A 26,216-nucleotide genomic window follows, 5' to 3' on the forward strand; every position below is an offset into this window, starting at 1 on the left:
TGAAGTCTCCCGAAGGGTGTGTGAGCTGGCTCTCAAATTGGGTCTTGCCAGAAACGGTAACACGTTCTACTTTGTTGACGTGGCCCTTAATATCGCAGACCTCGTAGAGCACGCAATCGACCTCGTTCCGGACCGCGTCGCGTTGGTGTCCGACGACCGGGAAGTGACGTACGCGCAGATGGAGGAGAGGGCCAATCGCCTCGGCCACTACCTGCGCGAACAGGGTGTCCAGCCCGGCGACAAGGTGGGCATCTACTGCCGGAACACCATCGAGGCCATCGAGGCGATGGTGGCGGTCTTCAAGATCCGTGCCGTGATGGTGAACGTCAACTACCGGTACATCGAGAACGAGTTGCAATACATCTTCGACAATTCGGACATGGTCGCGCTCGTTCACGAGCGCCGCTACTCCGACAAGGTGGCGAACGTGCTCCCCGAGACGCCGCTCCTGAAGACCACCGTCGTGGTCGAGGACGGCACCGATCTCGACTACGAAGGCATCGAATACGAGGCCGCTCTGGCGCAGGGTTCCCCCGACCGCGACTTCGGCGAGCGCAGCAACGATGACCTGTACATGCTCTACACCGGTGGCACCACCGGCAAACCCAAGGGTGTCATGTGGCGTCACGAGGACGTCTGGCGGGTTCTCGGTGGCGGCATCAACTTCATGACCGGGGAATACGTCGAGGACGAGTGGGACCTCGCGAAGCTGGGCGCCGAGAGCCCCGGCATGACCCGTTTCCCGATCCCGCCGATGATCCACGGCGGCAGCCAGTGGGCGGTGTTCCAGAGTCTGTTCGGCGGCGGAAAGTGCGTGATGCACCCCGAATTCGACGGCCACGACGTGTGGCGGATCGTCGATCAGCACAAGGTCAACCTCATCTTCATCACCGGCGACGCGATGGCGCGACCGATGCTCGACGCGCTGGTGGAGGGCGACAAGGCGAGCGGCGAACCCTACGACCTGTCGTCGCTGTTCCTGATGGCGAGTTCGGCGGCGCTGTTCTCGCCCAGCATCAAGGAGAAGTACCTCGAGCTGCTGCCCAACCGGATGATCACCGATTCGATCGGGTCGTCCGAGACCGGTTTCGGCGGCCTCAGCGTGGTCGCGAAGGGCGACTCGCACGGCGGCGGCCCGACGGTGAAGATCGACGCGTCCACGTCCGTTCTCGGTGAGGACGGCAACCCGGTCGAACCCGGCTCCGGCGTGATCGGGATCCTGGCGCGCAAGGGGCACATCCCCATCGGCTACTACAAGGACGACCAGAAGACCAAAGCCACGTTCAAGGAGATCAACGGCATCCGCTACTCGATCCCCGGCGACTTCGCGCAGGTGGAGGCGGACGGCACGGTGACGATGCTCGGCCGCGGTTCGGTGTCCATCAACAGCGGTGGCGAGAAGATCTTCCCCGAGGAGGTCGAGGGCGCGCTCAAGTCGCATCCCGACGTTTTCGACGCCATCGTGGTCGGCATCCCCGACGAACGCTTCGGCCAGCGGGTCGCCGCCGTCATCCAGGCCCGAGGCGGGGCGCGCCCGAGCCTGCACGAGATCGCCGACGCGGCACGCAAGGAGATTGCCGGATACAAGGTTCCGCGCAGCCTCTGGTTCGTCGACGAGATCAAGCGCTCACCGGCGGGTAAGCCCGACTACCGCTGGGCCAAGGAACAGACCGAGACCCGTCCGGCCGACGACCACAACGGCAACGGTTCGCCCGAAAGCAAAGGCGCGTAAATGCACACGAGTTTGAGCGAGAAGTTCGGCATCGAGTACCCGGTCTTCGGGTTCACTCCCTCCGAACACGTCGCCGCGGCGATCTCCCGGGCCGGCGGTCTGGGTGTACTCGGCTGCGTCCGGTTCAACGACCCCGAGGAACTCGAGGCCGTCCTGTCGTGGATGGACGAGAACACCGACGGCAAGCCGTACGGCGTCGACATCGTGATGCCCGCCAAGGTTCCCACCGAGGGCACGTCGGTGGACCTCGAGTCGCTGATCCCCGCGGAACACCGCGCGTTCGTCGACCGGACCCTGGCCGAGCTGGGGGTGCCGCCGTTGGATTCGGGCGCCGAACACGCGACCGGTGTGCTCGGCTGGCTGCACTCGGTGGCGCGCTCGCACGTGGACGTCGCCCTGAATCATCGAATTGCGTTGATCGCCAACGCCCTCGGTTCGCCGCCGAAGGATGTCATCGACCAGGCCCACGAGAAGGGCGTTCCGGTGGCCGCGCTGGCCGGCGCCGTCGAGCACGCGCGCAGGCACGTCGCGAACGGTGTCGACATCGTCATCGCGCAGGGGTACGAGGCCGGTGGGCACACCGGTGAGATCGCGTCGATGGTGCTGGTTCCCGAGATCGTCGATGCCATCGGTGATTCCGCCGCGGTCCTCGCGGCCGGTGGTATCGGCAGCGGACGTCAGGTCGCGGCTGCGCTGTCGCTGGGGGCGGCGGGGGTGTGGATGGGGTCGTACTGGCTCACCACCTCCGAGTACAAACTCGGCAGCGCGTCGTCCGAGGGGCCGTCCGCGATCCAGCGCGCCCTGCTCGGTGCGACGTCCGCCGACACGGTGCGGTCCCGGATCTACTCGGGTAAGCCCGCGCGCCTGCTCAAGACCAAGTGGACCGACGCCTGGTCGAAGCCGGACGCGCCGGCACCGCTACCGATGCCGCTGCAGAATCTGCTGGTCAGCGAGGCACATCAGCGGATCGCCGCGTCGGAGAACCCGGATGTCGTCGCGATGCCGGTGGGACAGATCGTCGGCCGGATGAACGAGATCCGTCCGGTGGCCGAGGTGATGGACGAACTCGTCAAGGGCTTCGACTCGGCGGTGTCCCGCCTCGACAGCTTCCGGTAGCCGATGTGAGTGGCAAAGTATGCGTCAGCACACTTTGCCACTCACCTGCGGGAGTAGCCGGTTCCGCCGCGGACCCACACCGGATCGGTGCAATTGGCGGCCTCGGCGCTCAACACGCGGGTGAGGACCTTGAACGTGGCGGTCCGCGGGAACTCGGCACACACCCGGATCAGGCTCGGGCGCTGCTTCGGACCCAGATCGGACTGCGCGTCGAGGAAGCTCGTGAAGGCCGCGGGATCGAAGTCACGCGTCGGGACGACGGCCGCCATCACCCGGTCCCCGACGTCGGGATCGGGCACCGCGTACACCGACACCTGGGCGAAGCCGTCGTACCGCATCAGGATGCGTTCGATGGGTGCCGAACCGATGTTCTCGCCGTCGACGCGCAACCATCCGGAACTGCGTCCCGCGAAGTACACGTATCCGTCGGCGTCCCGGTAGGCGAGGTCGCCGCTCCAGTACTTGCCGTCGCGGATCCGCTCGGCGTCGGCCTCGGGATTGTTGTAATAGCCCGCGAACGCACCCGACCCCGCGACGTTGACGAGTTCACCGGTCGCGGCCTCGGCGTTGGCCACTCGGCCGGCGGAATCGAATTCGGCTGGGGGACAAGGATCGCCGGTCTCGGGGTCGAGGATCGCGATGCCTTCGGGGAGCTTGCCGAGGGAGCCTGCCGGCGTCCCGGGGCCGGCGGAGATGGCGACACCACCCTCGGTGGAGCCGAATCCGTCGACCACCGCGGTGCCGAAGCGGCGCGAGAACGCCGCGACAGCGGGCGCGGACCCCTCGTTGCCGTACATCACCCGAAGTGTGTTGTCGGCGTCGTCGGGCATCTCCGGGGTAGCCAGCACATACGACAGCGGCTTTCCGACGTAGTTGGCGTACGTGACGCCGAACTTCCGCACGTCGGACAGGAAGTGGGACGCGGAGAACTTGCGCCGCAGCGCAATCGAGCTGTGTCCCGCGAGCGCCACGGACCATGCCGCCATCATGGCGTTGGAATGGAACATGGGCATCGACATGTAGACGACGTCATCCGGGGTCAGCCCGAAGCGTTCGGCGAGCATGATGCCGGGTCCGGTGATCTTCGCGTGGGTGCAGCGCACCGCCTTCGGATCGCCGCTCGTGCCCGACGTGAAGATGAGCATGAACAGGTCGTCGGCCGCGGCGGCCCTCGGCGTGAATTCGGGGCGCTCGCCGGCGAGCAGCGCGGACCAGTCCGGTGAATCCACGTCGACGACGGGAACGCAGGGGTCGAGACCGTCCAGCAGCGCGGACCGGCCGGATTCGGTGAAGACCACCTGGCAGTCGGCCAGCGCGATGTCGCGGGCCAGCGCCGCCCCGCGTCGAGTGGTGTTGAGCCCCACGAGCACGGCGCCGGACAGCGCCGCCGCCCCGGCGAGGAGCGAGAACTCGGGAACGTTGTCCATCAGGACACCGAAGTGCCGGGGACGCTGTGCATCGAGCAGGTCGTCGAGGATCGCGGCGCGCCGCAGGCTCGCCCGCACGTGTTCGGACCACGACAGGAACCGGTCCTCGAAGTACAGCCCCTGGGCGTCCGATTCTGCGACGCCCAGGAGCAGATCCGATACCGTGCGCGCGAGCGTGGCGGTCATGCCGGGACGGTGGCCAGTTCGGCGCCGAGGATCCGCAACTGCTGCGTGGCCGAACCGAGCCGGAATTCGAGTGCCTTGGCCGCGAGGAAGTACCGATGCACGGGGTGGTCCTCGTCGAGTCCGACGCCACCGTGGACGTGGACGAGGGTATGGGCCACCCGGTGTCCGGCGTCGGACGCCCAGAAGTTGGCGGTCTGGATGTCGCCTTCGCTGGGCAGGCCCTCGCTGAGCCGCCACGCCGCCTGCCACAGCGTGAGCCGGACGCCCTTCACGTCGATGTAACCGTCGGCGAGTCGCTGGGCCACGGCCTGGAAACTGCCGATGGGCCGACCGAACTGCACCCGCTCGCGGGCGTAGGCCGCAGTGAGTTTCAGGGCTTCGTCGAGGACGCCGTACTGGTACGCGCAGGCGCCGAGCGAGCCGCGCTCGACGAGCCGGTCCACGATCTCGCCGCCCTGGTCGACGGCACCGAGCACGCGGTCCTCGGTCAGCGACACTCCGCGGAGGGTCACCTCACCGGTGCTGGCCAGATCGACGGTCTGCTGGCGGGTGACGGTCACTCCGGCGTCGTCGGGGCGGACGAGGAAGACGGCCACACCGTCCGGGGTGGTCGCCGGGACCAGGAAGAGGTCGGCGGACGGCGCCGCGTCGACCACGATCTTGGTGCCGTCGAGGGTCCAGCCGCTCGCGCCGCGTTCGGCCCGCGTGACGGGCGCCCCCGGGGTGTCGTTGAGTTCCTCGTCGAGGGCGACGGTGAGGATCTTCTCGCCACGCGCGGCCGGAGTGCCCCAGTCGGAACGCTGCCGTTCGGTTCCGAACTTCGCGATCGCCCCTGCCGCCATCACGATCGACGACAGATAGGGCACCGGCGCGACGGCGCGGCCCAGTTCGACGAGGATGCTGCACTGCTCGAGAACGCCGAAACCGTCGCCGCCCACCGACTCCGGCAGCGCGGCGCTCAAAACGCCGGACGACGCGAGCGCGGACCACAGCCGGCGATCGATGCGGTCCTCCGCGTTGTCGAGTTCGCGCAGCCGGTCGTTGGTGACGAGGTCCGAGACGATTCCTCGGGTGAGGCCGGCCAGGTCCTGCTGGGCCTCGGTGGGGGTGAAGTCCATTGTCGTAGTCCTAACGCTTCGCTGGGGGCAGGCCGAGGGCGGTCATGGCGATGATGTCGCGCTGCACCTCGTTGGTTCCGCCGCCGAACGTGAGGATCAGCGACGACCGGTGCATCCGTTCGAGTCGCCCGCGCAGCAGGACCCCGGGGGAGTTCTGCCGCAGCGTGGCCGAAGGTCCGAGGATCTCCATCAGCAGCCGGTACGCCTCCGTGGCGAACTCCGTGCCGTAGACCTTGTTGGCCGACGCCGCTTCCGGGCCCGGCGCGTGGTCGGTAGACGAGGCGATCTCCCAGTTCATCAACTTGAGGTACTCGGCCTTGGCGTGGACCCGAGCCAGATTGATCTGCACCCATTCCTGGTCGATGACGCGGCGCCCGTCCGGCAACTTGGTGTTCTGCGCCCATTCGCGCACTTCACGCTGGGCGGTGAGGACCGGCCCGGCGGATGTCAGGGCGACGCGCTCGTGGTTGAGCTGATTGGTGATCAGTGCCCAGCCGCCGTGTTCGGGGCCGACCAGCGCGGACGACGGAACCCGCACGTCCTGGTAGTAGGTGGCGCTCGTGTCCGGACCCGCCATCGTGTGGACCGGGGTGTACGAGAAGCCTTCGGCGGTGGTCGGGACTATCAGCATGCTGATGCCCTTGTGCTTCTTGGCTTCGGGATCGGTGCGGCACGCCAGCCACACGTAATCGGCGTACGCGATCAGGCTCGTCCACATCTTCTGGCCGTTGATGACGTAATCGTCGCCGTCCTTGACGGCGGTGGTCCGGAGGCTGGCGAGGTCGGTGCCCGCTTCGGGCTCGGAGTAGCCGATGGAGAAGTGCAGTTCGCCGGCCGAGATCTGGGGCAGGAAGAACGCCTTCTGCTCGGGGGTGCCGAAGTGCATGATCGTCGGCGCCACCGAGTTGATGGTGAGGAAGGGGACCGGGGCGCCGGCGATGGCGGCCTCGTCCGTGAAGATCAGCTGCTCCATGGCCGACCGTTCCTGGCCGCCGTACTCCTTGGGCCACCCGAGCGTCAGCCAGCCGTCCCTGCCCATCTGGGCGACGACGTCGCGGTAGACGTTGCCCTCGCCGTATTCGCCGGTGGTGGCGGCCAGTGCCTCTCGACGCTCCGGCGTCATCAGCTTCGCGAAGTACGCGCGCAGCTCTTCCCGCAGCTGCTGCTGCTGCGGTGTGTAGGTGATGTGCATCGAAATACCTCTCCAGTCCGAGAGCGGAATCAGCTGAAATCTGGCACAGGTTCCAGTCTCTGCGGTGCATTCGCGGAGCCGGCCCCGGCCGGCCCCGGAGCGTGCCCGGTAGGCGTGCTCGCAGTCGTGGAACGAATCATTGCACACGACTGGAACAGGTTCTAGTGTTATCGCAGGAACGGAGTGTGCCGCAGCCCGGCGGCACCCGGATCCGCGAGTGACGAGACGAGGAGAAGTGAGGGTTGCCATGGAGGTCAGAGTCGATTTCGACCGTTGCGAGGCCAATGGCGTGTGCGTGGGGATCGCACCCGACATCTTCGAGCTCGACGACGACGATCAGCTGCACATTTCGAGTGCCGTTCCTCCCGCTGACCGGGAGGAAGACGTGCGTACGGCGATCGCCCAGTGTCCGAGGGCCGCACTCACCGAGCACCCCTGAGGATTGTTGCCCGGAATGAGAACACGTTCTACAGTGACGTCGACCTACCGCCGTGTCGTGGTTCGCGACCTGCGGCGAGTGCACAGAACCGGGAGAGCGTGTTCATGAATGCTGTGGCTGACCGCGATGTGAACGTGGACGGCAAGGTCGCCGTCGTGACCGGCGCCGGATCCGGCCTCGGGAAGTACGAGGCGATCGCATTGGCCCGCGCGGGTGCGTCCGTCGTCGTCAACGACCTGGTTGCGAACGACGCCGTGGAGGCCACGCTCGAGGAGATCCGGGGTCTGGGCGCGAAGGTCGAATTCGTGGCAGGCGACATCGGGGAACGGTCCACCGCCGACGCGATCATGGAGGCGGCGCAGAGCCGGCTCGGCAGCCTCGACATCCTGGTGAACAATGCGGGCATCACGCGGGATCGCATGCTGTTCAACATGTCCGACGAGGACTGGGATCTGGTGCTGAAGGTTCATCTGCGCGGCCACTTCCTGCTGTGCCGCGCAGCCGCGTCGTACTGGCGGGGCAAGTCCAAGGAGGCCGGCGCGCCGGTATACGGGCGCATCGTCAACACCTCGTCCGAGGCAGGACTGCTCGGCCCCGAGGGGCAAGCGAACTACGGCGCCGCCAAAGCAGGCATCACGGCGCTCACGCTGTCGGCGGCCCGTGGGCTGTCCCGGTACGGCGTCCGAGCCAACGCGATCTGCCCCCGCGCCCGCACGTCGATGACGGAGAACGTCTTCGGAGAGGCGCCGGCCGAGGGGGTCGACCCGTTGTCGCCCGAGCATGTGGCCGCGCTGGTCGCCTACCTCGCATCGCCCGCCGCCGACTCCCTGAACGGTCAGGTCTTCGTCGTCTACGGCCCGATGGTGGCGTTGATGGCGGCACCGGTCGTGGAGCGGCGCTTCGATGCCGTGGACGGTCGGTGGACACCCGGTGCGCTCGCGGCGGAACTCGGGAACTACTTCGGGGATCGGGATCCTGCCACCATGTTCTCGGCCTCCGCGGCGCTACGCGAACTGGGCTGATCCGCGTCTCCGGGGCCGAAGAACCGACACGAAGGTTGTTTCCGTGTCGTTTCCGCAGGTAATGCGCCCGCGATGGGCGATACTGAAGGCAACTGAAGAGCGGCGGAACGGGGGCCGGGTGACCGTGGTGGGGTGTTCGAGAGGTGTGCCGGATATGACTAGATCGTGTTCTAGTTCTGCTGTCGTCGAGCAGTTCGATCGTGCCTGCCCATCCGGCCCGGGAGCTCCCGGTTCCGGCCTCCGTGTGCGGTCGCCGAGAGCTGGGGCAGGGAACGATTCCGGAGTTCGTCGGAGTACTGTCATCCTCACTCAAAGTGCTTGTGCTATAACATCTTAGGTCCGCTACTCGGATTTCCGCTCGGCGCGAATTGTCAAGTTTGCTCGGGGGGAGGCACGCCCGGCGTTTCGGTCGAATTCGGCCCTCGGGGCGTGCTGAATGTGGGACGATTCATGCTGATGAGTGACCACCTTTGACAGGTGAACACGTTCTAGTTAATATGACCTGAGTCACAGACCGCCGGGGGGCTGGGCTCGAACTGACAGTCGGTGCTGGGCGAGATCATGGACGAGGAGGACGGATGGTAGACCTCCTCGAGGTGCCGTTGCGTGCGGTCGGCGGGTTCTTCTCGATGTCGGGCGAAACGTTGAGGGCAGTCTTTTCGAGGCCCTTCCAGCGTCGCGAGTTCGTCGACCAGGCGTGGTTCGTCGCCCGGGTCTCGATGGTGCCCACCGTGCTGGTGGCCATCCCGTTCACGGTGCTGGTGAGCTTCACGATCAACATCCTCCTCCGTGAGATCGGCGCCGCCGACCTCAGCGGCGCCGGCGCCGCTCTCGGCACCGTGACCCAGGTCGGTCCCATCGTCACCGTGCTCATCGTCGCTGGTGCAGGCGCCACCGCCATCTGCGCAGACCTCTCCGCCCGCACCATCCGCGAAGAGATCGACGCGATGCGGGTGCTGGGCATCAATCCGATCCACCGCCTGGTCGTGCCACGTGTGCTGGCGTCGACCGTCGTGGCGCTCCTGCTCAACGGGCTGGTCTGCACCATCGGCATCCTCGGCGGCTTCGTCTTCTCGGTCTACATCCAGGACGTCAACCCGGGTGCGTTCGTCAACGGCATCACCCTGCTCACCGGATTCGGGGAGCTCGTGATCTCGGAAGTCAAAGCCGGTCTGTTCGGCATGATCGCCGGCCTCGTCGCCGCCTACCTCGGCCTGAACGTCAGGGGTGGCGCGAAGAGCGTCGGTGACGCCGTCAACCAGACCGTCGTGTTCTCGTTCATGGCCCTTTTCGTGGTCAACGTTCTCGTCACCGCCGTCGGCATCAAGCTGACGGCAGGGTGATCGACATGGTGGTGGAGTAGATGGCACTAGCGGCGGCCGGGCGCTTTCCCCGAACTCGCAGACGGTTCGCGTCGGCGTCCCGCTCGATCGACCGGCTCGGTGAGCAGGCGCTGTTCTTCGCGCGTGCCATCGGATGGGCGCCCCGCGCCCTGATGCACTACCCGAAGGAGACGCTGCGGCTCATCGCCGAGATCAGCATGGGCACGGGTGCTCTCGCCGTGATCGGCGGAACGGTCGTCATCGTCGGCTTCCTGACCCTGTTCACCGGCGGCACCATCGCGGTGCAGGGCTACAGCTCGCTCGGCAACATCGGCGTCGAAGCCCTCACCGGCTTCTTCGCGGCCTTCATCAATGTGCGTATCGCGGCACCGGTCATCGCGGGCATCGGGCTGGCGGCCACCATCGGCGCCGGCTCCACCGCCCAGCTCGGCGCCATGCGCGTCTCGGAGGAGATCGACGCGCTCGAGACGATGGCGATCCCGTCGATCCCGTACCTGGTCAGCACACGTGTCATGGCGGGCATGATCGCCATCATCCCGCTGTACGCCCTGGCGGTGATCGCGTCGTTCATGGCCAGCCGGTTCGCGACGGTGGTGCTGTACGACCAGTCGTCCGGCGTGTACGACCACTACTTCTCGACGTTCCTGATACCCACGGACATCCTGTGGTCGTTCGCCCAGGCCATCGTCATGGCGATCGCGATCATGCTCATCCACACCTACTACGGTTTCAACGCCTCGGGCGGTCCGGTCGGTGTCGGTGTGGCCGTCGGCAACGCGGTGCGCTCCTCGCTGATCGCCGTCGTCACCGTCACCCTGCTCATCTCGCTCGCCATCTACGGCGGGTCCGGCAACTTCAACCTTTCGGGATAGGGGTGCCGGTAGATGACTGATTCGGGTGGGAAGAAGAAGCTCGCGGCACTCGTCCTCGTCGTGAGTCTTCTCGCGATCATCGGTGTGTCACTGGCCATGTTCAACGGAACCTTCAGCGAGTCCACGCCCGTCACCGTCACGTCGGATCGCTCCGGGCTGGTGATGGAACCCGACGCCAAGGTCAAGCTCCTCGGCGTCGAGGTCGGCCGCGTCGGCTCCATCGAGCACGTGACGGACGGCGCCGAGCTGAAACTGGCGATGTACCCCGACATGATGTCGCTGATTCCGTCCAACGCCACCGTGGAGATCAAGTCCACCACCGTGTTCGGCGCCAAGTACGTCAACTTCGTGATGCCGGACAACCCGTCGTCCACCCCTCTTCAGGCAGGGGACGTGATCGCGTCCGACAACGTCACCGTCGAGTTCAACACGGTCTTCCAGCACCTGTCCGACGTACTGGCCCAGGTACAGCCGGAGAAGCTCAACGCCACCCTCGGGGCGATCTCCTCGGCGCTGCGCGGGCGCGGCGAGGAACTCGGCGCCCTGCTCGAGCAGAGCGACAGCTACCTGGCGAAGATGAATCCGAGTCTGCCCCAGCTGCAGGAAGATTTCGCGAAGGCCGCGCAGGTCACCGACGTGTACGCCGACACCGCACCGGATCTGCTGCGAGTGCTCGACAACGCGACGGCCACCAGTGGCACGGTCGTCGACGAACAGGACAACCTGGATGCCGTGCTGCTCAACGTCACCGGGCTGGCCGACACGGCCAACACCGTACTGACCGAGAACGAGCAGAACCTGAACTCCTCCCTCGACCTGTTGCTCCCGACGACGGATCTGCTGGCCGAGTACTCGCCCGAGATCTCCTGCTTCATCGTCGGCCTGAACAATGTGATCCCCCTCGCCGAACAGCTCATCGGTGGCAATCAGCCGGGCATCGCGCTGAGCGCCAGCTTCATGTACGGGCAGGAGCCGTACACCTATCCGAAGGACCTGCCGAAAGTGAATGCGACAGGTGGGCCGAACTGCCACGGCCTTCCCAATCCTGATCTCAGCAAGCATGCGAACTTCGTCGTGGCCGACACCGGAACGGTGCCGTTCGTGCCGTCGACGGAAGTCCAGGTGCACCTGCCCAAGGTGTTCCAGCTGCTGTTCGCGGGTGTGTACCCCGGGCAGGGTGGGCAGTGACAGTGCGAGCGACCACGGTCAAACTGTTGATCTTCGCGACGGTGATGTCAGTGATCTTCGCCGGACTCGCCCTGGTGTTCAGCCAGTACCGGTTCAGCAGTTCCGACGGCTACCACGCCACGTTCACCGACGTGTCCGGGCTCAAGCCCGGCGACAAGGTGCGCATCGCCGGCGTTCCCGTCGGCGCCGTCGAGAAGGTGAGCATCGACGACGACAACCTCGCTGACGTCGATTTCACCGTCGACACCAAGTACTCGCTGTTCGACGGGACCAAGGCCACGGTGCGGTACGAGAACCTCGTCGGCGACCGGTACATGGAACTTCTCGAAGGCGCCGGATCGGTGGAACCCCTGCCGGACGGCGGATCCATCCCCGTCGAGAACACCTCTCCCGCACTCGATCTCGACCTCCTGCTGGGTGGGTTCAAACCGTTGCTGCGGGCACTGGACCCTCAGCAGGTCAACGACCTGTCCCAAGCACTGGTCCAGGTGTTCCAGGGGCAGGGCGGAACCCTTGTCTCGCTCCTCGGCAGCACGAGTTCGTTCACGAACACCCTCGCCGACCGGGACCAGTTGATCGGTGAGGTGATCACGAACCTCAACCAGGTGCTCGGCACCATCAACAACCGCGGCGACCAGTTCCGGTCGACGCTCGACCAGTTGCAGCAGTTGGTCAGCGGGCTCTCCCAGGACCGCGATCAGATCGGTGACGCCATTCCCCGCATCGCGGGGGCGACGGGCGATCTCGCGAATCTGCTCGAAGGTGTGCGGCCACCGTTGCAGAGCACGATCGCCGAGGCCAACCGCACTGCAACTCAGCTCCAGGCGGGGGAGGACGACCTCGACTGGGTTCTCCAGAATCTGCCCGACGCCTACCGGAGGCTCATCCGCATCGGCACGTACGGCAGCTTCTTCCAGATGTACGTCTGCACGGTCAAGTTCAAGTTCTCCGGCCCGGACGGATCGAATCTGCTCCTCAACATGCCGGGCGGTCAGACGGCAGGGAGGTGTGCACCGTAGCCATGAAACGCGAACGTAATCCCGTACAGGTGGGAATCATCGGTGTCGCCATCGCGAGCATGATCGTGATCGCGACCCTGCAATACGATCAGCTGCAATTCCTTTCGGGTGGAACGCAGTACTCCGCCTACTTCGAGGACGCGGGTGGGCTGATGACCGGCGACGCGGTGACGCTCGCCGGCGTCGACGTCGGGAAGGTCGCCGAGGTCGAACTCGATGAGCAGCACGTGCTCGTCAGGTTCACTATCGAGGACGGCATCGTGCTGGGCGACGCCACCGAGGCGAACATCAAGACGAACACCGTTCTCGGACGCAAGTCTCTGGCCGTCACCCCGCTCGGGTACGACACGATGCCGGTGGGCTCGACGATTCCGTTGGAGCGCACCAACTCTCCGTACTCTCTCAACGACGCGCTCGGCGACCTGTCGAACACCGTGTCCGAGCTCGACACCGACGAGGTCAACAACGCGTTGAACGCGATGTCCGGCGCTCTCGAGAACACACCGCCCGAGCTGCGCACCGCATTGGACGGCCTGACCCGGTTGTCGGAGAGCATCAATTCGCGGGACGAGACGCTGCGACAGCTGCTCTCGCGTGCCGAGAACGTGACCGGAATCCTCGCCGAGCGCAGCGGGCAGATCAACTCGCTGATCGTCGACGGGAACCAGCTGTTCGGTGAGCTCGACCGTCGCCGCACGGCGATCAGCCAGCTGATCGTGAACATCTCCGCGGTGTCCCGGCAGCTCACGGGATTGGTCCAGGACAACGAGGAGCAGATGAAACCGACGCTCGACAAGCTGAACTCGGTGGTCGACGTCCTGCAGCGGAACAAGGACAACATCTCGCAGGCTCTCGACGGCCTCGCGCCGTACGCCACTCAGCTCGGGGAATCGGTCGGTAGCGGTCCGTTCTTCATGGCGTACGTCTACAACATCGGCATCGGCAACCTGTTCCAGGGGCTCAGCGACGCGGTGACGTGGCCGGAGCACCTCCCCAACGACCTCCAGGCCTACCTGCAGACAGGTCCGTCCATCGAGCTGAGGGAACCGCCGCGATGACGACGAACCCGGAAATCACCAACACGCGGAAGAAGTGGCTGATCCGCGGCGGCGTCGCCGCGGTCGTCGTGGTGCTGATCGTGGGCGCCGCAGTGATGTTCGTGCCCAAGCTCTTCCAGAACACCATCACCGCGTACTTCCCGACGACCACCGGGCTGTATTCGGGCGACGACGTCCGCGTCCTCGGTGTGAAGGTGGGGACGATCGACTCGATCGAGCCCGGCGCCGATTTCGCACGGGTCACGATGAACGTGCAGAAGAGCGTCGACATCCCGGCGGACGCGAAGGCCGTCATCGTCGCACCCAGCCTGGTGTCGGGACGGTTCGTGCAGCTGACACCCGTCTACGCGGGTGGGCCGACGATGGGCGACGGCGCGAGCATCCCCGTGGAGCGCACCGCCGTCCCGGTGGAGTGGGACGAGATCAAGACCGAGCTGAACAAGCTGTCGGAGGCGCTCGGACCGCAGGGCGCCGATCCGCAGGGCTCGCTCGGCACGTTCATCGACACCGCCGCCGACAATCTCGACGGCAACGGAGAGTCGTTGCGGAACACGCTGCGGGAACTGTCGGAGACCATGCGGACCCTGTCCGACGGCCGGACCGACCTGTTCTCCACCATCCGCAACCTGCAGACGTTCGTGGCCGCACTGTCGTCGAGCAACGAGCAGATCGTCCAGTTCGAGGGCAGGCTTGCGTCGGTGTCGAACATGCTCGCCACCAACTCCGACGAACTCGGAACCGCGCTGAACGATCTCGACCTCGCGCTCGGCGACGTCAACCGGTTCGTCGTGGAGAACCGGGCAAGCCTCAGCGAGCAGGTCGGCCGCCTGGCCGACGCCACCCAGGTGCTCGCCGACAAGAGGCCGCAGATCGAGCAGGTGCTCCACGTCGCGCCCACGGCGCTGGCCAACTTCAGCAACATCTACAAGCCGGCGCAGGGATCACTGGTCGGTGCGGTCGCGATGGCGAACTTCGGGAACCCCGTGAACTTCATGTGCGGTGCCATCCAGAGCCTGCAGGCCAATGAGGCGAACCGCAGCGCGGACCTGTGCACGCAGTACCTGTCGCCGGTCCTGAACTCGCTGACGGCGAACTACCTGCCCATCCTCACCAACCCGACGACGGGGGTGAACGCATTCCCCGACCAGATCGAATTCACGCCGCCGAGCCTCGGGGCCTCCGTACCCCCGCGGTCCGCGCCGCCGATGACCGGGGCCCTCGCCGGGATGCCGACCGTCGCCGTGCCCAAGGACCTCAACGATCTGCTGCAGCCGGGAGGTGGGCGATGACGAAGCGCACACGGGTGCGTCGCGCCGCCATCGCGGCTGTGGCGATCACGTTGTCCCTCACCCTGACCGGGTGCGAGTGGGAAGGGCTGAACTCGCTTCCCCTGCCGGGCACCGAGGGACAGGGCGACGACGCGTACACGGTCGAGATCCAGATGCCCAATGTCACGACGCTGTCGCAGAACTCGCCGGTCCGCGTGAACGACGTGACGGTGGGTTCGGTGACGGGAATCGACGTGCAGGACTGGCATGCACTGGTCACCGTCTCGATCAACGGCGACGTCCAACTGCCTGCCAATGCGACGGCCAAGATCGGCCAGACCAGCCTCCTCGGCTCGCAGCACCTCGAACTGGCTCCGCCGACCGACGCCGAGCCCGAAGGCCGGCTCGAGAACGGCGACGTGATCCCCATCGAGCGGGCGGGCGCCTACCCGACCACCGAGCAGACGTTGTCGTCGCTGTCGGTGGTGCTCAACGGTGGCGGCATCGCCCAGATCCACGACATCACCCAGGAACTCAACGCCGCACTGGGTGGCCGGGAGGACTCGATCCGGGATCTTCTCCCGCAGCTCGACCAGCTCGTCACGAGCCTGGATCAGCAGCGCGGCGACATCATCGGCGCGATGGAGGGACTCGACCGGTTGGCGGGCACCGTCAACGAGCAGAAGGCCACCCTGGACGCGGCGCTGGACGGCATCCCGCCCGCGCTGGAAGTGCTCGTCACCCAACGGCAGAACCTCACCACCGCGCTGGTCGAGGTGGGCAAGCTCAGCGACACCGCTTCCCGTCTCGTGGAGAACAGCGGCGAGGAACTGAAAGCGAACCTGGCAAACCTGACACCGGTGCTGCGTGAACTCGCCAACTCGGGTAGCGCGCTGACCGAGGTGCTGACCCTGATGCTCACGTACCCGTTCCCGATGAAGACGATGGACAAGGCGATTCAGGGTGATTACGCGAACCTCATGATGACGATCGACATGACCAACGAACGCGTCGACAGCAACTTCCTGACCGGAACCGGCCTCGGCGGATCGCTCGGCGGCGTCGAGGGCGCCGTGGGATCGCTCGCCGGGGTTGCCGGGCAGTCGGGCGATCCCCTGCAGGCACCCCTGCAGCCGGCTCCGAAGCCGGCACCCGCACCCCCGATGATTCCTGGGCTTCCACAGATACCCGGACTGCCGCAGATCCCGGGCCTTCCGCCGCAATTGGGAGGGGCGCCGACACCATGAGAATGACGAGATTCGTTCGCATTCAGCTGATCATCTTCTCGATTCTCACCGTCATCGGGCTCGTGGTGATGTCGATCCAGTACGTGAAGGTGCCGGTGCTGTTCGGCGTCGGGCGCTACGAAGTCAGCGTCCGACTGCCGTCCACCGGTGGGCTCTACTCGCACGCCAATGTCGCTTACCGCGGCACCAACATCGGTGTCGTCGAGAACGTGACGCTCACCGGCGACGGTGTGGAAGCGAAGATGTCACTCGACAGCGACTACAAGATTCCGGCCGACGTCGACGCGGCAGTCAAGAGCGTGTCGGCGGTCGGCGAGCAGTACGTCGATCTGATTCCCCGGGACGGCGCCGCCGAGGCCGACGGCCCGTACCTCGCGGACGGCGACGTGATCCCGTTGGACCGGGCCACCATTCCGCAGGACGTCGGCGAAATGCTCGACCAGGCCGACGAACTGCTCGCCAGCATTTCGGACACCAGGCTGCAGACGGTGATCGACGAGGCGTTCACGGCGTTCAACGGATCGGGCCCCGACCTGCAGCGGCTCATCGACTCGGCCCGGTTGTTCGTCGAGGAGGCCGATGCGAACAGCGACGCGACGAAGGCCCTGATCGACCAGGTCGGCCCACTGCTCGACACCCAGGTGGTCAGCAGCGACGCCATCCGGTCGTGGACCCAGGACCTGGTGACGTTCACCGACCAGTTGCGGGCGAGCGACCCGAGCCTGCGGTCGGTGCTGGAGAAGGGCCCGGGAACGGCGCAGGAAGCCACCCGGCTGTTCCAGGACCTGCAGCCGACACTGCCGATTCTGCTGCGGAATCTGGTGAGCGTCGGCCAGGTCGGGGTGATCTACAACAAGAGCATCGAACAGGTGCTGGTCATCTACCCACCCCTGACCGCGGCGCTCGTGACGGCCGCGACCGGCGGGCCGGTGGAGGACGGCGCGATCGTCGACTTCGCCCTGCAACTGCACGACCCGCCGGCCTGCACGACCGGATTCCTGCCCCCGGAGCAACGCCGGTCGGGAGATCAGACCGACCCGATCGCGACACCGAACGACCTGTACTGCAAGGCCGCTCCGGACGATCCGGCCGTGGTGCGCGGCGCGCGGAACCTGCCGTGCATGGAGTTCCCGGGACGTCGCGCGCCGACGGTCGAGGCGTGCCGCGAGGGCTGGGAGGCGTCGGGCAACAACCCGCCGTACGGGCCGATCATGCCGCCGGATGTACCCTCGTACACAGCCGTTCCGAGTTCCTACGAAGGCGCCGCGGGTGCACCGGTCGCGGCCGTGCCCTACGACCCGGCCACCGGTAGCTTCATTGGTTCGGATGGAAAGACGTACACCCAACCGGATCTGGCGGTGCAGGGAAAGGACTCGACGTGGCAGACGATGATGACAGGTCAGCAGATTTGAGTTCCAGCACAGACGAGCGCGCAACCGACTCCGCGGAGCAGGCGACCGAGCAGAGCTCCGCGGCGAAGGACCGGAGCAGGCGCAGGGCGGTCCGGCACGCCGGCCCGCCGGTGGGGGAGACCGAGGCCCCGAAGCCGGTGGTCCTGGCCAAGCCGACAGACGCGAACGCCGCGCCCGAGGCGGAAAAGGTGTCGACGGCGAAGGTCGCGTCCCCGGACGCTCCGGCGCCCGACGCGCCGAAGCAGCGTCGTCCCCTGAAGTCGTTGCTCGCGTGGGGTGTTACCGCGGTGGTCGTCGTCGCACTGGTCGTCGCGGCGGTGGTCCTGCTGCTCGACCAACAGTCCGCACGGGAACGGGACGACCGCCGTCAGGCCTTCGTCGACACGGCCCGGCAGACGGTGCTCAACCTGACAACCATCCATCCCGAGACCGCGAAGGAAGACGTCGACCGGATCATCGCCGGCGCGTCGGGTCAGTTCCTCGAAGAGTTCCAGGGCCGTGAGGATCCGTTCGTCGGCGTCGTGCGGGATGCGAATGTGACTACCGAGGGCCAGGTTGTCGAGGCCGGTGTCGAGAACGGGAGCGAGACCTCGATCTCGGCGAACGTTCTGGTGGCCGCGCGGACGATGGTCAGCAGCAAGGAACAGCCCGAACCCTCACCGCGCGACTTCCGAATGCGAGTGACCGTCAGCGACGTCGACGGAAAGTTGACCGCATCGAAGGTGGAGTTCGTCCCATGACCGACAACAACGAAGACAAGCGAAAGTTCGCCGTCACCAAGCAGACAGCGCTGAAGATCGCGGCCGCGGTCGTGGTGGTCGCCCTCGCGGTGGTGGTGGGTTTCCTCTGGTACGACCACCGGCAGGACCAACTCGCGGAGCAGGCGCGCACCGAGGCCGTCGACGCCGCGGGCAAGCAGGCCGTCGCGATGCTGGCGTACGACTTCGCCGACGTCGACAACCAGTTGGCGGCTGCCGCAGACGGACTCACCGGTTCTTTCCGCGACGACTACACCACGCTCGTGCAGGAAACGATCGCGCCGGGCGCCAAGGAGAAGCAACTCACCGTGCAGGTGTCGGTGCAGGCCGCGGCGCCCGTGTCGACCACACCCGACGAGGCGGTGGTTCTGCTGTACCTCAACCAGACGACGACGAGCGCCGACGCTCCCGACGCCCGGACGTCGGGCAGCCGCGTGCGGGTGTCGCTGCAGAAGGTCGACGACGACTGGCTCGTCGATCAGCTGACCCCGGTGTAGCGGTGCCGGACTCCACGCCGACCGTGGCGGAACTCCTTGCTGTCGTGGGGCGTTCACCGTCCGCGGTCGCGGTGCACGACCGCGCCGCGTGGGTCGGGCTGTTCTCGGACGGCGCTCGGGTCAACGACCCGGTGGGCTCGCGGCCACACGTCGGCACGAAGGCGATCGAACGGTTCTACGACACGTTCATCGCCCCCAATTCGATCACATTCCATGTGAAGCGGGACGTGGTGTGCGGAATGACCGTGGTCCGCGACCTCGACCTCGAGACCCGGATGTCGACGGGAGTGGTGCTGACGGTGCCGATGCACCTGCGCTACGACCTGGTGGCGGAGTCGGGTGTCGTGGCCGTCGACGGGTTGTATGCGCACTGGGAACTGTCCGTGATGATCGCCCAGTTGGCCGCGGCGGGGTGGCGGGGCGCGGCGGCGTCGGTGAAGCTGGCGCCGCAACTTCTCGCGAATCAGGGCGTTCTCGGTGTAACAGGTTTCATGCGAGGCCTGCGGACCGTCGGGCGTCCGGGCAGGAATGCCGCCATCGGATTTCTGGTCGCCGTCCGCCGTCAGGACGCGGCCGCAATGTCGGAGAGGCTTGCTCCCGGTGCGGTTCTCGAACTGTCACCGGATGCCCCGCTCTCGCCCACTCACTTCGCGGACAGTCTCCGTGAACTGCAGTGGAGCAAGATGATCGTGGCGGGGCGTGCCGTGACCGCATCCGTGCGCGCTGCCGGGTGGGAGGGTGTGGCCCTGCTGGAGTTCGCACACCGATCCCACGAGATCGCACGAGTGCGGATGTTCGTCGAGGCAGTCACCCCCTTCACAAAATGAAACAAGTTCTAGTACTGTCGGGGTCTCCTGGCCGATTGCCGACGCACGAAGCTGCGTTGCCTGGCCACAACCGAACGGGGAGTCGTCGATGAAGGTTGCAGTAACCGGCGCCGCGGGATTCGTGGGCAACAATCTGCTGAATCTGCTGGTCGAGGCGGGGCACGAGGTGACCGCAATCGACCGCGTGCGTTCCCGGTACGCACCCGAATACGGGGTCACGTGGGTGAATGCCGATGTACTCGACGTCGAATCCATGAAGCGGGCGCTGGACGGCGCCGAGGTGGTCTACCACCTGGTCGCGATGATCACCCTCGCCCAGAAGGACGACCTGGCCTGGACCGTCAACACCAAGGGCGTGCGTACCGTCGCCGAAGCCGCTCTCGCAGTGGGTGTTCGGCGGATGGTGCATTGCAGTTCGGTGCACTCCTTCGATCAGAGCAATTGCGGCGGAACGCTCGACGAGAACTCACCCCGGTCCGTCGACGCGTCGATCCCGGTGTACGACAGGTCCAAATGGGCGGGCGAGATCGAACTCAGTGAGGTGGTCGAGGCCGGGCTCGATGCGGTGATCTGCAATCCCACCGGGGTGTACGGGCCCGTCGACTACGGACTGTCGCGGGTGAACGCATTGCTGCGCAACGCCGCTCGCGGCCGGGTTCCCGCGGCGGTGCAGGGCGGTTTCGACTTCGTCGACGTCCGCGACGTCGCCGCCGGACTGATCGCCGCCGGGGAAAAGGGCCGGACCGGTGAGAACTACCTGATCTCGGGGCACATGCTCGGCATGCACGATGCCGTGAGGAGGGCTGCGCGTGCGGCGGGTCGTCGGGGGCCGCTGTACTCGTTCCCACTCAGCGTCATCGAACGCGTGCTGCCGATCGCCGAACCGATCGGGGCCCGGTTCGGATCCGACGTTCTGTCACGGTCGGCGATGTCGGCGCTGCTCGCGGCGCCCGTCATCGACGGCTCCAAGGCGCGGTCCGAACTCGGCTACGTTCCGCGTCCCGCCGACGAGACGATCCGCGACTTCGTCGCCTTCCTGGTGACGTCCGGTCAGCTGAGCCGGGGCGGTCAGTTCTCCCCGGTCGCGTCCTCGTTGTAGTCGGACTCGGAAGCCTCGGCGGGAGCGATCAGTGCCGGGCCGGCGGCGCCGCCGTGAGCGAGGGCGTCGAGGAAGGACCTGGCCCACCGGTCGACGTCGTGTGCGAGGACCTGCCTGCGCAGGGCCCGCATGTGGCGTCGGCCGTCCTCCTTCGGCTGGTTCAGGGCCTGCTCCATCGCGTCCTTGACGCTGTCGAGATCGTGCGGATTGCACAGGAACGCCTGACGGAGTTCGGCGGCCGCGCCGGTGAACTCGCTGAGCAGCAGCGCACCGCCGAGATCACTGCGGCACGCCACGTACTCCTTGGCGACGAGGTTCATGCCGTCTCGCAGCGGAGTCACCAGCATCACGTCGGCGGCGACGAAGAAGGCGATCAGCTCCTCGCGGGGGATCGGCCGGTGCAGGTAGTGCACCACCGGCCGGCCGACCTCGCTGTACTCGCCGTTGATCCGCGACACCTTGCGTTCGATGTCGTCGCGCATCTGCACGTAGCTGTCGACCCGCTCGCGGCTTGGCGTGGCCAGCTGCACCATCACCGTGTCGGCGGGATCGATGCGCTGCTCGTCGAGCAGTTCGTGCAGCGCGGCGAGGCGGACGTCGATGCCCTTCGTGTAATCGAGGCGGTCGACGCCGAGCATGATGTGCTTGGGATTGCCCAGTTCCTTGCGGATCTTCTTGGCGCGGTCCCGGATCGACTTGGACCGGGACTGCTCGTCCAACTGCCCCGAATCGATGGAGATCGGAAACGCGCCGACGCGCACCGTGCGGAACCCCACCTGCACGACGCCCAACTTGGAGCGGACGCCCACGTTGCCGCGGGACGTCTGCTGACCGGCGAGTTTGCGGGCCAGGTACAGGAAGTTCTGGGCACCGCCCGGGAGGTGGAACCCGATCAGGTCGGCGCCGAGCAGGCCCTCGATGATCTCGGTGCGCCACGGCATCTGCATGAACAGTTCCACCGGCGGGAACGGAATATGCAGGAAGAACCCGATGGTGAGGTCGGGGCGGAGCATGCGCAGCATCTTCGGAACGAGCTGCAGCTGATAGTCCTGGATCCACACCGTGGCGCCGTGTGCGGCCGCCTTCGACGTGGCCTCCGCGAAGCGCCGGTTGACCTCGACGTACGCGTTCCACCAGTCGCGGTTGTACTCGGGCTTGACGATGACGTCGTGGTAGAGCGGCCAGAGGGTGGCGTTGGAGAAGCCCTCGTAGTAGTCGGCGATCTCCGCGGCGCTCAGCGGAACGGGGTAGAGCTCGAGATCGTCCTCGACGACGGGATCGAGCTCGGCGTCCGCGACCCCCGCCCAGCCGACCCATGCGCCCTTGTTGCGGCGCAGGATCGGCTCGAGCGCGGTGACGAGGCCACCGGGGCTGCGCTTCCAGCGCGTGGTGCCGTCCGGAAGGCGTTCGAGGTCGACGGGGAGTCGGTTCGCGACGACGACGAAGTCGGCTTGCCCGGACACAGGATCAGAAGTCGAGCGTGATGACGATGCTGACGATTCCGAACTGGCAGCCACGGGCTTCCTTCGCAGTCGAAGTGGACGAAATTCTCAGTCGAGCTTGCTGGTGGGTCCGATTCCGAGCATGGAGAGCAGCATCCTGCACTCGTCGGCATCTTCGGCGTATGCAGCGACAACGCGCTGCGCCTGGCGGGCGGTCTCGTCGGCTAGGGGTTCGAGATCCTCGTCCGCGATGTCGTTTTCGGCGGTCGTCTTCGCGGCCATCTTTGTCCTCTCGGGCTTGCTGCTGCGTCACGCGCAGTAGTTCGTATCGGCGACTCTATGAGAACCGGGCATGTCAACGCTAGTTGCCCATCGATTAAGGTTCATCTAGTTAGGGTCTGCTTACTTGGTTGGTGGGTGGGTGGGGAAGCGTCGGCGTTGGGAGTTACGCGCGTGAAGACTGGTGGCACCGCAATTCTGCGTCGCACGCTGGTGCGGAATCGTGTTCGGCTGGGGATCGGCACCGTGCTCGTCTGCCTGCATCAGGTGGCGGAGACGCTGGTCCCGATCTCGATCGGCGTGATCGTCGACCGGGCCGTCGCGACCGGGGACGTGTTCGCTCTCGCGGTGTGGCTGTGCGCCCTGGCGCTGCTGTTCCTGGTGCTCACCGCGGCGTGGCGTTTCGGTGCCCGGTTCATCGTCGTGGCGATGCAGAACGAGGCGCACCAGCTGCGGATGGAGGTGGCGCACCGCATCCTCGACCCGCGGGGAGTGCGCACCGACCTGCGTGCCGGTGAGCTGCTGTCCGTGTCGACGTCGGACGCCGACCGTGCGGCCTGGATCGCGGACATCACACCGCGGGCCGCGGCGGCCCTCACCGCGGCGATCGGATCCGCCGTCGCCCTCCTGCTGATCGACGTGCCGCTCGGACTCGCCGTTCTGATCGGCACCCCCGTCATCCTCGGTCTCCTCCAGGTCGCCGCGCCGCTGATCACCCGCCGGGCCACCGATCAGCAGGCCGCCGTCGCGCGGGCGTCGGCCATGGCCACCGACCTCGTCAGCGGGCTCCGCCCCCTGCGCGGGATCGGCGCCGAGGTGTCGGCGTCGCGGCGATACCGGACGGCCAGCCGCGAGGCGCTCGGCGCCACCCTGCACACGGCGAAGAGTTCCGCCGTGTTCGCCGGGGTGTCGATGACCGTCAGCGCCCTCCTCGCCGTCGGTGTCGCGGGTGTCGCAGGCTGGTTCGCCCTCGAGGGGCGCATCACCATCGGCGAGCTGATCACCGTCGTCGGACTGTCCCAGTTCTTCATCGAACCGCTCGGCGTCCTGGCCGGTCTGCCCGGGTTCCTCGCCCTCGCCCGCGCGTCGGCGGACCGCCTCGCCCTGGTCCTCGATGCGGAACCTCTGCTGCCCGCCGGGTCGGGCCGGACACTCGACGGCAGCGAGCTCAGCCTGACCGGGGTGTCCTACCGGTCCCTGAACGCGGTGGACCTCCGGGTCACCCCCGGCGAACTGCTCGGCGTCGTCGCGTACCGCCCGCAGGACGCGGAGGCGCTGGCCGCGCTGCTGTCCGGGCAGGTTCCGCCCGACCGGTACGACGGCGAACTGACGGTGGGCGGAGTGCGGCTGTCGGACGCGGATCTCGCGCAGGCCCGCCGGGCGCTGCTCGTCGAACCGCACAACGGCGACCTGTTCTCCGGAACCGTCGCGTCGAACGTGACCGCAGGCAGGTCCGGCGCGGCGGCGTCCGAGGTGCAGGCGGCGCTGACCGCGTCCGCGGCGGTGGACGTCGTCGAAGCACACCCCGAGGGTCTCGACCACGAGGTCGCCGACCGCGGGTCCTCGCTGTCGGGGGGTCAGCGGCAGCGGGTCGCCCTCGCACGTGCGCTGGTGGCGCAGTCGCCGGTGATGGTGCTGCACGATCCGACGACCGCCGTGGACGCGGTCACCGAACACACGATCGCGGGCGGCATCGCGGACCTGCGGCATCGCGCCTCCGCCGGCAGCCTGACGACGATCCTCATCACGAGCAGCCCCGCGCTGCTGTCCGTGACCGACCGCGTCGTCGTCCTCGACGACGGAACGGTGGTCGGCGAGGGCACACACTCGCGATTGGCGACCGAGAACGCGAACTACCGTCAGGCGGTCTTGCGATGAGTGAACTGTTGCCCATCGCGAACGCCCGCGACACGTGGGCGTGGCTGAAGTCCGAACTGGGACACCGCCGCGGCCGGAGCGTCGTCACCATGCTGGTCGCCACCGTCGCGGCGGGCATGGCGTTGGTTCCCGTCTACGTCTTCGGCGTCCTCGTCGACCGGGTGCAGGACGGTGCGCCGCCGTCCACCATCGGGTGGGTGGTCGCGGTGATCGCGTCCGCCGCGGTGATCGGCGGCGTGTGTGCCGGGTTCGCGTCGTTCCTGATCCGCAGTCTCGGCGAGGGAATCCTGGCGGATCTGCGCGAGCGCACCGTCGACCGGGCGCTCCGGCTGCCGATCCAGACGGTCGAACGCGTCGGCAAGGGCGACCTGCTGTCGCGGGTCGGCGACGACGTCGCGGTGATCGGCAAGGCCGTCACCGACGTGGTCCCCAACCTCGTCACGGCTGTCCTGCTGGTGGTGCTCAGCATGGTCACGATGCTCGGCATCGACTGGCGGCTCGGGCTCGCGGGCATGGTGGCGCTGCCGATGTATGCGCTGGCGATGCGCTGGTACCTGCCGCGGTCCGCGCCGGTGTACGCCGCCGAGCGTGTCGCGATGGGGGAGCGTTCGCAGGCCCTGATCAGCAGCATGCAGGGCGCCCGGACGGTGCGCGCTTACGGTCTGGAAGACAGCCATCTGGCGCAGATCAACGGTGGGTCGGAGAAGGCCCGCGACCTGTCCGTCGGCGTCTTCGCACTGTTCACCCGGTTCGCGGGACGCGGCAACCGGGCCGAGTTCGTGGGGCTCGCCACCATCCTCGCCGCCGGATTCGCACTGGTGAATGCCGAGATCGTCACCGTCGGGCAGACCACCACCGCGGCACTGCTCTTCCACCGGTTGTTCAATCCGATCGGCATGCTGATGTACACGTTCGACGAGGTGCAGTCGGCGGGAGCGAGCCTGGCCCGGCTCGTCGGCGTCGTCGACCTCGACGACGAGTCGAGCACCGGGAGTGCCGCCGTCCGGGAGTCCGCGGATTCGACGCTCGAACTCGCCGACGTGCGACACACCTACGACGGCGGCCACGAAGTGGTGCACGGCATCAGCCTGCACGTGCAGTCCGGTGAACGCGTCGCCCTCGTCGGCTCGACCGGGGCGGGCAAGACGACGGTCGCGGCGATCGCGGCCGGCTCGATCGTCCCGACGTCCGGCTCGGTGCGCATCGGCGGCGCCGCGCTGCCGGACCTGGAGCCGGGTGGTCTCCGCCGCCGGGTCGCCATCGTCAGCCAGGAAGTCCACGTGTTCGCCGGACCGCTGATCGACGACCTTCGGCTCGGCGCACCCGACGCCTCCGAGGAGGACGCGGCGATGGCACTGAAAGCCGTCGGCGCCGACGGCTGGGTGAACGCACTGGACGACGGCGTCCAGACCGTGGTCGGGGAGGGCGGCCACGAGCTGACCGCCGCCCAGGCGCAGCAATTGGCTCTGGCGCGACTGGTCCTCGCGAACCCGGCGGTCGCGATCCTGGACGAGGCGACGGCCGAAGCAGGCAGCGCGGGTGCGCGGGAACTCGAGGCGTCGGCCGAGGCGGCGACCCGTGGTCGCACGACGCTGGTGGTGGCCCACCGGTTGACGCAGGCGGCCGCCGCCGATCGGGTCGTCGTCCTCGAACACGGCCGGATCGTCGAGCAGGGGCCGCACGCCGATCTCGTCGCGACCGGCGGCCGATACGCCGAACTCTGGTCGGCGTGGGAGGGTCGGTAGGGCGTTCCGCCCCGTGCGCCTTTCTGGTGGCTCCCGCTACCAGAAAGGCGCA

General features: G+C 67.1%; 23 protein-coding genes. 18 read left to right on the forward strand and 5 right to left on the reverse strand.

The features are described 5' to 3' along the window. The first annotated feature begins 79 nt into the window (after positions 1-79). Together QM806_RS22075 and QM806_RS22080 are read left to right on the forward strand one after the other, a co-directional pair. On the forward strand, positions 80-1,732 hold the full coding sequence (locus QM806_RS22075) for an acyl-CoA synthetase (protein WP_007300930.1): 1,653 nt from the start codon (positions 80-82) through the stop codon (positions 1,730-1,732). After that, positions 1,733-2,848: an NAD(P)H-dependent flavin oxidoreductase gene (locus tag QM806_RS22080; RefSeq protein WP_005262901.1), complete on the forward strand. Its 1,116-nt coding sequence runs from the start codon at positions 1,733-1,735 to the stop codon at positions 2,846-2,848. It abuts the gene before it with no gap. Between the two features lie 41 nt (positions 2,849-2,889). Here the strand turns inward: QM806_RS22080 and QM806_RS22085 are convergent, their stop codons facing one another. Genes QM806_RS22085 through QM806_RS22095 form a run of 3 tightly spaced genes read right to left on the reverse strand, consistent with a single transcriptional unit; the run spans position 2,890 to position 6,771 of the window. Further along, on the reverse strand, positions 2,890-4,461 hold the full coding sequence (locus tag QM806_RS22085; RefSeq protein WP_133986082.1) for a long-chain-fatty-acid--CoA ligase: 1,572 nt from the start codon (positions 4,459-4,461) through the stop codon (positions 2,890-2,892). Continuing rightward, positions 4,458-5,579 (reverse strand): acyl-CoA dehydrogenase family protein, encoded by a 1,122-nt coding sequence (locus QM806_RS22090; RefSeq protein ID WP_167115281.1) that lies wholly within the window; start codon positions 5,577-5,579, stop codon positions 4,458-4,460. The genes QM806_RS22085 and QM806_RS22090 overlap by 4 nt, the downstream gene beginning before the upstream one ends. A gap of 10 nt (positions 5,580-5,589) precedes the next feature. Continuing rightward, positions 5,590-6,771 (reverse strand): acyl-CoA dehydrogenase family protein, encoded by a 1,182-nt coding sequence (locus QM806_RS22095; RefSeq protein ID WP_005562657.1) that lies wholly within the window; start codon positions 6,769-6,771, stop codon positions 5,590-5,592. A 247-nt stretch (positions 6,772-7,018) separates the two neighbouring features. Here QM806_RS22095 and QM806_RS22100 point away from each other — a divergent pair, with 247 nt between their 5' ends. The 14 genes from QM806_RS22100 (at position 7,019) to QM806_RS22165 (ending at position 20,820) form a co-directional block, all read left to right on the forward strand. Beyond that, positions 7,019-7,210, forward strand: a complete 192-nt coding sequence (locus tag QM806_RS22100) for a ferredoxin (protein ID WP_005262894.1) — start codon at positions 7,019-7,021, stop codon at positions 7,208-7,210. Positions 7,211-7,314: 104 nt separating this feature from the next. Beyond that, on the forward strand, positions 7,315-8,232 hold the full coding sequence (locus QM806_RS22105) for a 3-oxoacyl-ACP reductase (protein WP_283292822.1): 918 nt from the start codon (positions 7,315-7,317) through the stop codon (positions 8,230-8,232). Positions 8,233-8,810: 578 nt separating this feature from the next. Then, a complete protein-coding gene (locus QM806_RS22110) occupies positions 8,811-9,575 on the forward strand; it encodes an MlaE family ABC transporter permease (protein WP_005262890.1) in 765 nt (254 codons plus the stop codon). A 20-nt stretch (positions 9,576-9,595) separates the two neighbouring features. Next, on the forward strand, positions 9,596-10,447 hold the full coding sequence (locus tag QM806_RS22115; protein WP_005262888.1) for an MlaE family ABC transporter permease: 852 nt from the start codon (positions 9,596-9,598) through the stop codon (positions 10,445-10,447). Between the two features lie 12 nt (positions 10,448-10,459). Next, positions 10,460-11,635: an MCE family protein gene (locus QM806_RS22120; protein WP_283292824.1), complete on the forward strand. Its 1,176-nt coding sequence runs from the start codon at positions 10,460-10,462 to the stop codon at positions 11,633-11,635. Next, positions 11,632-12,654 carry an MCE family protein gene (locus tag QM806_RS22125; RefSeq protein ID WP_283292826.1) on the forward strand — a complete coding sequence of 341 codons (1,023 nt, stop codon included), beginning with the start codon at positions 11,632-11,634 and terminating at the stop codon, positions 12,652-12,654. The genes QM806_RS22120 and QM806_RS22125 overlap by 4 nt, the downstream gene beginning before the upstream one ends. A 2-nt stretch (positions 12,655-12,656) precedes the next feature. Next, positions 12,657-13,712: an MCE family protein gene (locus QM806_RS22130; protein WP_283292827.1), complete on the forward strand. Its 1,056-nt coding sequence runs from the start codon at positions 12,657-12,659 to the stop codon at positions 13,710-13,712. Continuing rightward, entirely contained in the window at positions 13,709-15,001 is a 1,293-nt protein-coding gene (locus tag QM806_RS22135; protein ID WP_280778855.1) for an MCE family protein, read from the forward strand. Before QM806_RS22130 ends, QM806_RS22135 begins: the two co-directional genes overlap by 4 nt. Further along, positions 14,998-16,227, forward strand: a complete 1,230-nt coding sequence (locus QM806_RS22140; protein WP_283292832.1) for an MCE family protein — start codon at positions 14,998-15,000, stop codon at positions 16,225-16,227. The genes QM806_RS22135 and QM806_RS22140 overlap by 4 nt, the downstream gene beginning before the upstream one ends. Continuing rightward, a complete protein-coding gene (locus QM806_RS22145) occupies positions 16,224-17,639 on the forward strand; it encodes an MCE family protein (protein WP_280778853.1) in 1,416 nt (471 codons plus the stop codon). Before QM806_RS22140 ends, QM806_RS22145 begins: the two co-directional genes overlap by 4 nt. After that, on the forward strand, positions 17,636-18,379 hold the full coding sequence (locus QM806_RS22150) for an Rv1363c family protein (RefSeq protein ID WP_283292835.1): 744 nt from the start codon (positions 17,636-17,638) through the stop codon (positions 18,377-18,379). The genes QM806_RS22145 and QM806_RS22150 overlap by 4 nt, the downstream gene beginning before the upstream one ends. Beyond that, positions 18,376-18,894 (forward strand): Rv1363c family protein, encoded by a 519-nt coding sequence (locus tag QM806_RS22155; RefSeq protein ID WP_283292838.1) that lies wholly within the window; start codon positions 18,376-18,378, stop codon positions 18,892-18,894. Before QM806_RS22150 ends, QM806_RS22155 begins: the two co-directional genes overlap by 4 nt. 2 nt (positions 18,895-18,896) lie before the next feature. Next, a complete protein-coding gene (locus QM806_RS22160) occupies positions 18,897-19,721 on the forward strand; it encodes a nuclear transport factor 2 family protein (RefSeq protein ID WP_283292840.1) in 825 nt (274 codons plus the stop codon). 88 nt (positions 19,722-19,809) lie between these two features. After that, positions 19,810-20,820, forward strand: a complete 1,011-nt coding sequence (locus QM806_RS22165; RefSeq protein ID WP_283292843.1) for an NAD-dependent epimerase/dehydratase family protein — start codon at positions 19,810-19,812, stop codon at positions 20,818-20,820. Here the strand turns inward: QM806_RS22165 and QM806_RS22170 are convergent. Then, complete coding sequence (locus QM806_RS22170; protein WP_043787817.1) at positions 20,790-22,337, reverse strand: alpha,alpha-trehalose-phosphate synthase (UDP-forming); 1,548 nt, start codon at positions 22,335-22,337, stop codon at positions 20,790-20,792. The genes QM806_RS22165 and QM806_RS22170 overlap by 31 nt on opposite strands. A 33-nt stretch (positions 22,338-22,370) precedes the next feature. Continuing rightward, positions 22,371-22,544 carry a hypothetical protein gene (locus QM806_RS22175; RefSeq protein WP_005262874.1) on the reverse strand — a complete coding sequence of 58 codons (174 nt, stop codon included), beginning with the start codon at positions 22,542-22,544 and terminating at the stop codon, positions 22,371-22,373. Between the two features lie 171 nt (positions 22,545-22,715). Here QM806_RS22175 and QM806_RS22180 point away from each other — a divergent pair, with 171 nt between their 5' ends. Then, positions 22,716-24,419: an ABC transporter ATP-binding protein gene (locus tag QM806_RS22180; RefSeq protein WP_283292850.1), complete on the forward strand. Its 1,704-nt coding sequence runs from the start codon at positions 22,716-22,718 to the stop codon at positions 24,417-24,419. After that, on the forward strand, positions 24,416-26,164 hold the full coding sequence (locus QM806_RS22185; RefSeq protein ID WP_283292853.1) for an ABC transporter ATP-binding protein: 1,749 nt from the start codon (positions 24,416-24,418) through the stop codon (positions 26,162-26,164). The genes QM806_RS22180 and QM806_RS22185 overlap by 4 nt, the downstream gene beginning before the upstream one ends. Positions 26,165-26,216 lie beyond the last annotated feature (52 nt).

It is taken from the genome of Rhodococcus sp. IEGM 1351 (assembly GCF_030056875.1).
In the GTDB taxonomy this organism is placed as follows: Bacteria; Actinomycetota; Actinomycetes; order Mycobacteriales; family Mycobacteriaceae; genus Rhodococcus_F; species Rhodococcus_F opacus.

Bases quoted from the DNA above. Each gene is read 5' to 3' on its own strand.
- QM806_RS22080 (WP_005262901.1), top strand. From the start codon at position 1,733: ATGCACACGAGTTTGAGCGAGAAGTTCGGCATCGAGTACCCGGTCTTC.
- QM806_RS22085 (WP_133986082.1), bottom strand. From the start codon at position 4,461: ATGACCGCCACGCTCGCGCGCACGGTATCGGATCTGCTCCTGGGCGTC.
- QM806_RS22090 (WP_167115281.1), bottom strand. From the start codon at position 5,579: ATGGACTTCACCCCCACCGAGGCCCAGCAGGACCTGGCCGGCCTCACC.
- QM806_RS22095 (WP_005562657.1), bottom strand. From the start codon at position 6,771: ATGCACATCACCTACACACCGCAGCAGCAGCAGCTGCGGGAAGAGCTG.
- QM806_RS22100 (WP_005262894.1), top strand. From the start codon at position 7,019: ATGGAGGTCAGAGTCGATTTCGACCGTTGCGAGGCCAATGGCGTGTGC.
- QM806_RS22105 (WP_283292822.1), top strand. From the start codon at position 7,315: ATGAATGCTGTGGCTGACCGCGATGTGAACGTGGACGGCAAGGTCGCC.
- QM806_RS22110 (WP_005262890.1), top strand. From the start codon at position 8,811: ATGGTAGACCTCCTCGAGGTGCCGTTGCGTGCGGTCGGCGGGTTCTTC.
- QM806_RS22115 (WP_005262888.1), top strand. From the start codon at position 9,596: ATGGCACTAGCGGCGGCCGGGCGCTTTCCCCGAACTCGCAGACGGTTC.
- QM806_RS22120 (WP_283292824.1), top strand. From the start codon at position 10,460: ATGACTGATTCGGGTGGGAAGAAGAAGCTCGCGGCACTCGTCCTCGTC.
- QM806_RS22130 (WP_283292827.1), top strand. From the start codon at position 12,657: ATGAAACGCGAACGTAATCCCGTACAGGTGGGAATCATCGGTGTCGCC.
- QM806_RS22135 (WP_280778855.1), top strand. From the start codon at position 13,709: ATGACGACGAACCCGGAAATCACCAACACGCGGAAGAAGTGGCTGATC.
- QM806_RS22140 (WP_283292832.1), top strand. From the start codon at position 14,998: ATGACGAAGCGCACACGGGTGCGTCGCGCCGCCATCGCGGCTGTGGCG.
- QM806_RS22145 (WP_280778853.1), top strand. From the start codon at position 16,224: ATGAGAATGACGAGATTCGTTCGCATTCAGCTGATCATCTTCTCGATT.
- QM806_RS22155 (WP_283292838.1), top strand. From the start codon at position 18,376: ATGACCGACAACAACGAAGACAAGCGAAAGTTCGCCGTCACCAAGCAG.
- QM806_RS22165 (WP_283292843.1), top strand. From the start codon at position 19,810: ATGAAGGTTGCAGTAACCGGCGCCGCGGGATTCGTGGGCAACAATCTG.
- QM806_RS22175 (WP_005262874.1), bottom strand. From the start codon at position 22,544: ATGGCCGCGAAGACGACCGCCGAAAACGACATCGCGGACGAGGATCTC.
- QM806_RS22185 (WP_283292853.1), top strand. From the start codon at position 24,416: ATGAGTGAACTGTTGCCCATCGCGAACGCCCGCGACACGTGGGCGTGG.